This is a genomic window from Dapis purpurea BLCC-M126, assembly GCF_050015975.1.
Classification (GTDB): Bacteria; Cyanobacteriota; Cyanobacteriia; order Cyanobacteriales; family Microcoleaceae; genus Trichodesmium.
On record NZ_JBNHER010000080.1, the window covers coordinates 84,482 to 91,933 of the forward strand.

Annotated in this window: 5 protein-coding genes; 2 read left to right on the forward strand and 3 right to left on the reverse strand. The window is 37.4% G+C overall.

The window, feature by feature from the left end; all coding sequences use genetic code 11:
* Positions 1-414: 414 nt before the first annotated feature.
* The 3 genes from ACP6PL_RS07590 to ACP6PL_RS07600 form a co-directional block, all read right to left on the reverse strand.
* Positions 415-1,191, reverse strand: a complete 777-nt coding sequence (locus ACP6PL_RS07590) for an NAD-dependent epimerase/dehydratase family protein (protein WP_426544168.1) — start codon at positions 1,189-1,191, stop codon at positions 415-417.
* A gap of 739 nt (positions 1,192-1,930) precedes the next feature.
* Positions 1,931-3,439, reverse strand: coding sequence for a GMC family oxidoreductase N-terminal domain-containing protein (locus tag ACP6PL_RS07595; RefSeq protein ID WP_426544170.1), 1,509 nt, complete (start codon positions 3,437-3,439; stop codon positions 1,931-1,933).
* 628 nt (positions 3,440-4,067) lie between these two features.
* A complete protein-coding gene (locus ACP6PL_RS07600; protein WP_426544172.1) occupies positions 4,068-4,874 on the reverse strand; it encodes an aspartyl/asparaginyl beta-hydroxylase domain-containing protein in 807 nt (268 codons plus the stop codon).
* Between the two features lie 529 nt (positions 4,875-5,403).
* On the opposite strand from ACP6PL_RS07600, the gene ACP6PL_RS07605 reads away from it, so the two are divergent.
* Together ACP6PL_RS07605 and ACP6PL_RS07610 are read left to right on the forward strand one after the other, a co-directional pair.
* On the forward strand, positions 5,404-6,294 hold the full coding sequence (locus ACP6PL_RS07605; RefSeq protein WP_426544174.1) for an ABC transporter permease: 891 nt from the start codon (positions 5,404-5,406) through the stop codon (positions 6,292-6,294).
* Positions 6,295-6,604: 310 nt separating this feature from the next.
* Positions 6,605-6,982 (forward strand): hypothetical protein, encoded by a 378-nt coding sequence (locus ACP6PL_RS07610; protein WP_426544176.1) that lies wholly within the window; start codon positions 6,605-6,607, stop codon positions 6,980-6,982.
* Positions 6,983-7,452: the final 470 nt, after the last annotated feature.

Genomic DNA, 7,452 nt, shown 5'->3' on the forward strand with positions numbered 1-7,452 from the left:
GTGAGATTTTTCTTCTATTGCGTATAGAGCAATAGTAAGTTCATTTGCTGAAGCATCCTGCTAAAGGTGATGGATGGGAAGTTTCTCTTCTATTGCGTATAGAGCAATAAGAAGTTCATTTGCTGAAGCACCCCACCGGAGGTGATGGGTGGTCAAATTTTTCTTCTGTTGCGTATAGAGCAATAGTAAGTTCATTTGCTAAAGCACCCCACCGGAGGTGATGGGTGGGTGGCGAAGTTTCTCTTCTATTACGTCAAGTTCAAAATAGTGGAAGATATTTTTAACTAAAAGCTTTGAAAAATCAGCATCTTACCATTTTCCTACAGTAACATTTAAGGCTTGACGCGCCACTACTGGATCTATCCCAAATACTTCGCACCCTCCCCACACTTTCCACAGTCCTCTACTTCCTAATTACATAAATTTACTGCCTTTCGGCCAACCATATAGCTGTAATCTGTAGAAAAAGTTGGGGAACAAAGCAAACAAATATTTAAAAATCTTAAACCCTAAAGGCTCATCATAAGTTCCTACCCATTGCTTACTATTCTCAATCCAATTAACTATTGTTTCAGCGACCTTATCTCCAGATGGAGCAGAATTAACTCTATTTGCTCGAATCTTATAAGCCTTATCATTCAAACGATTCACTGGTGCCCAAGCAAATTTACCAGAAATCGCACCAGGGCGATACAAGCGTAGGCGAATCATATTCTTACTAGAATGATAAACAATCGGTCCGACACCAGACCAAAAATAATGTAAAGCTATTTTACCAGAATGATAAACAGGTCCGAAACAGGAAGGACTCCCATCTGCAATTGAACCAATGGCAATTACATCTAAAGGTCTACTCGGAGTTAACTTTGCTACTTCAGTAGCAACAACTGCAGGCCAAGAAAAATTAACTCTATTCATGGACTCTACTAACTCAATTACAGGGATGCCACCCTCTCCCACTTCAGTCTCAATTTGACCAGCATTTAAAATTACTACATCTGGGTCATATTCAAATAGTTTTTTGGCATCCTCAATAGTTTCTTGGGGAGAAACACATAACTCATCAAAAAAATCTCCCTCCAAATTAGGTTGACGAGTCACTCCAACAACTCGCCATCCCCTTGACTTATAAAGTTTACCCATCGCACTACCTAAAGTGCCAGAAATTCCAGTAATTACAACAGTTTTCATTATTTAGAATTTAGAATTTAGCGCAGCTTAACGCACCGTTTTTTAGGAAAGCTTAACCTACTTATACTAAAAATGAAATGATTAATTGGAACCTCTCCCCCAGCCCCTCCCCTGCAAGGGGAGGGGGGCAAGAAGGAGGCGAAATTTATTACTTGTCTGTAGTAGATAAGTACCTGAAAAAAAATATTTACATACTTGGGTTATTCTGTGAAAATGATATTAACCTATTGGACAGATTGGACAATTATTATGCTTAGGTGCGTTACGACAGATTGTTAAGAAGCTCTCAAGCTTACCATTTTAGCCGTCTAATGCACCCTACTGGACTGACACAGCTAAAATGACTGGGATTTGGATTTGTCATTGCGAACGACAGTGAAGCAATCTTTAGAGAGTTTCCTATTGCAGAATTTAAGATAAAACAGTCAACTACTGGGATGAAACGGTCCACTACTCGATTGTTTCTAATGGCGGGGGAATGCATTAGAAAATGGGGGGTGGGGGAATGTAATGACGACGGGGTGATGGCGTGATTATGAAAAAGGCTAATGCACTATTTTAGGTGCAACGGTCCACTAATAAACTGTTTCATCTTTGGAAAGGTGCAATAGAAAAGCGTCTGGAGATTGCTTCACTGTCGTTCGCAATGACAAATCAAAAACAAAAAAATAAAATATTACATTTTATCTAATATATACTGAGGTCAAAAACAATCCTATAAAACCCGCCCCTAATACGTCTACGATTTCCTTTCGATTTTCTCCCCCACCCTCAAAGCATTAGCCGCAATAGTCAAAGCCGGACTTACCCCCAAAGCATTCGGCATAAACCCACCATCCACAACAAAAACATTTTCATGGCCATGTAAACGACAATCTTTATCAAGTACAGAAGTATTAGGATCTGTACCAAACCGAGTCGTACCTACCTGGTGGGATGTATGAATATCATCCTTATCACCCGTTGCTCCAAAAGATAATACTGCTCCTGCTAACTGAAATACCTTTTTTAACTTCTTCTTATAGTATTTTGAACGATAAACATCATAAGGATGAAATTTGTGGAATAGACGAATTTTCCCATCCTTACCTAGTTCTATCCGATTTTCTTCTTGGGGTAAATCTTCGACAATACCAGTTATTGCCAACATTCGCTTGAGAATAAATTCGGCAATAGGTTTTGGTATTGGTACAGGGAAATTTTGTTGTAGAGAAAGAAGTCCGGGAATAGGTACTGTTTGAGCTAACCCCAATTTATGAGGAAATTCCTTAGTTCCCAAATACAAGTCTGTAAACCCTAACTGTTTGATAAATTTATCCGCCCCTCCCGTCTCTTGTTTGAATAAACCTGCCATTAAAGCACCACAATGATACATATAATTCCGCCCCAACTGTCCGCTCCGCCCTGTTAAACCAGATTTCATCAGAATAACTGGACTACCCAAAGCTCCCGCAGAAAGAATATAAACTTTAGCTGTTAGTTCCTCAACTTTGCCAGTTTGACGACAACGTAGATGTATACCCGTAACTTTTTTACTGCTATTAGTAACTAAACGGTCTGCTTCTGTGAAAGTTTGAACTTTAAGACTATAATTAAGAGTTGCCTTATCAATAGCACGCACCACTGTAGAGGCACGAGCTTCATTAGGGCAGTAGAAACCAGGACATTTAGAACAACGCAGACAACTATCGAAGTCTATGCCAAAGGGGAGATGAAATGGCATTAACCCTGCATCCTTTATACCTTTTTCCAATTGTTGGTTAATAGGTTCGAGTGGCGGAACTTTCCCTGGATAACCATTGCTTGGTGTTCCTACATTAGGAATTTTTTCTGGTTTATCCCCAGCAACATGAAATAACTTTTCTGCCTCGTCGAAGTAGGGAGCCATCTCTTCGTAAGTAATTGGCCAATCCCACAGATGACGAGGTAGCCATTTGTCATAAAATTTGCCTGGGTGGAAGTCGTAGGGACTTGGGCGCATTAATACCCCTCCATATAAAGCAGTCCCACCTCCTAATATTCCAGCGATGTGAAGTCTCGCACTACGTCCATTAACTTCAATTTGGCGATCGTCGAATGCTTCTTTGTCGATTAACATTCGTTGCTCATCTTTGAAAGCTTCAACATCACTAAATCTATGGCCACGTTCTACTAAGAGAACCTTTTTACCAGCTTTTGCCAGAGTATGGGCGATCGTTCCTCCTCCTGCACCACTGCCAATAATAATTGCATCAAAATCGTAACCCACTACCCTCTCCCAATATATTTTTTGATTTTTTTATTAATAAAATAAATAATATAGATAAATGAAGTATCTTTTTTGTAGAAAATCAGTACCTACAAAAGTCAAAATTTTTTTTATTATATATAGCAATTACTATAAATATATAAGTAATATCATTTTCCCTTGAATACTTATAATTAGGCTCTTTTGTAGGGCTTTAGCCCAGATACATATTTAGGGCTTGCTCATTAAATCTAAAAGCATTGACAGATAAAGGTTTTAGCATTTTGAACTCTGAAATACCTTGGTTTTCAGCTCTTGATACTCAAAAAATTAGCATTTCTGGCGTATAGTTGGAGAAAAAATTATTCCCCTACTCCCCCGCTCCCCTAATCCTTAAAAATACTTTTTCAGCAAACCCTATTTAGCGGGCTAAAGCCCAACTACAAACTCATACTTTTTTATAGCTGATTAAATGAGTTCATCAGTTGATTGAAAACCTTTTTTTAGTTCGGTCTTGGTTCTGATTTTTCCTGGTGGAATTTAACTCTGAAAAATAGAAAAAAATTAGTCTAGCTGTTGTAGGCAAGATGCCTACCTTACTACTTCCTAATCTTTAGGGACGTTGTATGCAACACCCCTACTCCCTTTTTTACTGTGTTGATGATGAAACTTTCTCCTTTTTATTTTCCTTGGCAAACAATTTTTCTAAATGATCTTCCCAATTTTTCTGATTAACATTTGCATCTTGAATGTAGGGAGAAATAGCAATTATTTTCATTATAAATTCATTCAAAAATGAAAGGGGGAAACGCATTGGTCTCATTATATCTAGAAACAAAACTGCACGGACTCCATCAGTTTCATTCCAAGCTTCATGAGGGAAAGAATCATCAAAAATCATGCTTTTTCCTTCTTCCCAATGACGAGTTTCATCACCTACTCGAATCCGACATTTTTCTCTGGGTTCAGGTACTTTTAATGCTAATAAATAACGAATAACTCCTTTATAAGGACCTCGGTGTTCGGGAATATGTTTACCAGGCATTAAAATTGAAAAGAATGCCGTTTTCATTCCTGGAATTTTTTCAATTAAACGAGTTGTTTCTGGGCATCTTTGACAATTTTTTTCTGCTTTAATTCCATACCCGTACATAAAGAATGTTTTCCACAAATCATCAGGGCTAGTATAATCAGCTTGGTCTGGAGAAATGTCTTGGAAATTTGGTAAATCATCTCGATATTTCAGGAGTTCATCTAACTCTTTTCTAATCAATATCCAATTTGCGTCTATCTCATCCACCCATTCAAAGTGGTGAGGCTCAAAAAATGCTGTATCTCCAATTAAAGAATACTTAGGAATTAGCTTTTCAAAATATCCGAGCAGTTTGGCTCCAATGTTATATATTAATATTTTCCTAAATTTTGCCTTTAGATTTTCTAAAGAAAGTTTGACCATAAGTTTTTTTCGCTAGAATTTAAGCTGTTTGGACAGTTTTTTTCCAACCAGTTTCAGGTTAATATAATATAGAATCAACTTTTTGTGAGCTGAAAATAATTAAAATATTAAAAAGAAAGTTTATTAGCCCAAAATTTTCATTGCTATTGATGAAAAGCTATTTTAGTCAAATTTTGTATAAGTATTGAATCAATAAATTAAGGTCAAGAGCTTCCCCTCTCAAGCAGATAGAAAAGGAAATTGTGGTGGTGCGGTAGAGAGAGTGTCGGAGGTTTGGGAGGTCTGGGAAGTTTGGGGAGTGTGGGAAGAAATTACAAATACTATGCATGACTACCAAGGAAATTTCGGATTTTAAGCTTCCTAATTCAGTGGCAAGTAAAAACTGATAACTGAATAGCGGTGTTAAAATTACCAGTGTAGCGGGCAAAAGCCATTGTTAAGGGCACATAAAATAAATATTTCTAATCATCCCACAACAATGCTAATCTTTTGCCCCTAAATTCTGCACTAATAATATCTAAAGTCTAATATGAGTGGTACTATCACCCCTTCCCAAACTAATATAAGTCAGTTGTCTGACACTAAGACGACACCTTTAACTTCAGGTTCTCTAGTAGGAGATTTTTTCCAAGAAACTTTTGCATTAACCCGTCGGTTATTCATTCAGCTCAAACGACGTCCTTCTACATTAATCGCTGGAGTTATTCAACCTTTAATGTGGTTAATCCTATTTGGAGCACTTTTCCAAAACGTACCCCAAGGCTTATTTGGTGAAAGTCAAAACTATGGACAATTTCTTGGTGCGGGTATTATTGTCTTTACTGCTTTTGCTGGTGCCCTGAATGCAGGTTTACCAGTGATGTTCGACCGAGAATTTGGCTTTCTCAACCGCCTATTGGTAGCGCCATTGACATCCCGCTTTTCTATTGTCTTAGCTTCAGCTACCTTTATTGTCACCCTTAGTTTAATTCAATCAGCTATTATCATTGCTGCTGGAGCATTTTTGGGTGCAGGATTACCTAATATATTAGGATTATCTACTATCGCCCTGATTGTTTTAATGTTAGTTTTGGGTGTGACTGGCTTAAGTTTAGGTCTTGCTTTTGCTTTACCTGGGCACATTGAACTTTTAGCAGTGATTTTTGTAACTAACTTGCCTTTGTTATTTGCTAGCACAGCTCTGGCACCTCTATCTTTTATGCCTAGTTGGCTACAGGTAGTCGCCAGTTTAAATCCTTTGAGCTATGCGATCGAGCCTATTCGCTATTTGTATCTACATAATGATTTCTCTTTTGGTAGTGTAGTTATGGAAGCGCCTTTTGCTGATATTTCCTTTGGGGTAGCATTACTGGTGCTATTAGTGTTTGATATTGTTACTCTAGTCGCAATTCAACCTCTATTACGTCGTCGGTTTGCTTAAATTTAACGAAGTCAGAAATCAGAATTAAGTAGAACAATTATAATTAGGCTCGTAGTTGGGCTTTAGCCCAGAAATAAATGTTTTACAGCGGTTTTCATTTCAGTAGACCAAAGTAGGGGCGATTTCCTAACGGAATGCTCCGCAAACGCGAATCGCCCCTACAGGGTTTTGGTTGTGAAGATGTGGTTCATGAATGTGAAAAGCGCTGTAGGGGCTGAAGCCCAACTACAAAAAAATGTTTATCATAACTAATTTAGTTGTATCCTATATATCTGAAAGTTTCCTAAGAAAAACAAAATACTACATTATTATGTCTGCTAAACTTTTCACCAAAATTCTTTTCAGTACCTTAACTACAGGAATAATCACCATTTTCCTGCCTCAGTCCACTTTTGCTCAATTTTATGAAAATGATACAGTTAATCCTTTACAGGATTTACAAACAATAGATAACCCCGATCCTTTTACTGGTTCTGGTTCCAGTGGTATAGATATGTTTGACATTATTCACAACTCCAGACTGGGAAATAACCGGAATATGAAGGAGTATATGATCGAACAACGTGACAGTCTAAATGATGCAGCAACACAGTTCCGCAATAAACAAAAAGAACTTATACAACAACCACAGAATACTGCTGGTGATACTCCTGCTTCTGCCACAGGTAGTATTAAAAATAATCCTTAAATTAGTATAGTTTTGGTTTCCAGCGATCGCTCTTTGGCTGCCATAACATAATGTTATTGTGAGTAGAACAGAGTATCAGGAAGCAATTCCTGGGTTTTATATCATATTCGGTTAAATACTTATTGGCATTTAGTAGGTTGGTTTAAGTAACCTGCAACCCAAAATAGACTTTATAGTTATTGGGTTGGACTGTTGCTTAAGCCAACTTATATTATGTTCGGGTAATTAGTAATAAAAAACTTTCTCCTCCTTTTCCTATAGTGACGCTGATCACAAAAAGTCACTGATCTACTTGATTTTGTTGCAATCTTTCCATTAACAGCTAGTCATTGTGCATTTTTTTGCACGTTAAAAATAGCAGCAGAGCTTTTTGTGATAACTCATTCACATTATCTTACTTCGCCAAAATTTAGGAGATGATAAAAATATAGAGTTAAAACACAGGAAACAAAAACCATGAAAAACCAAAT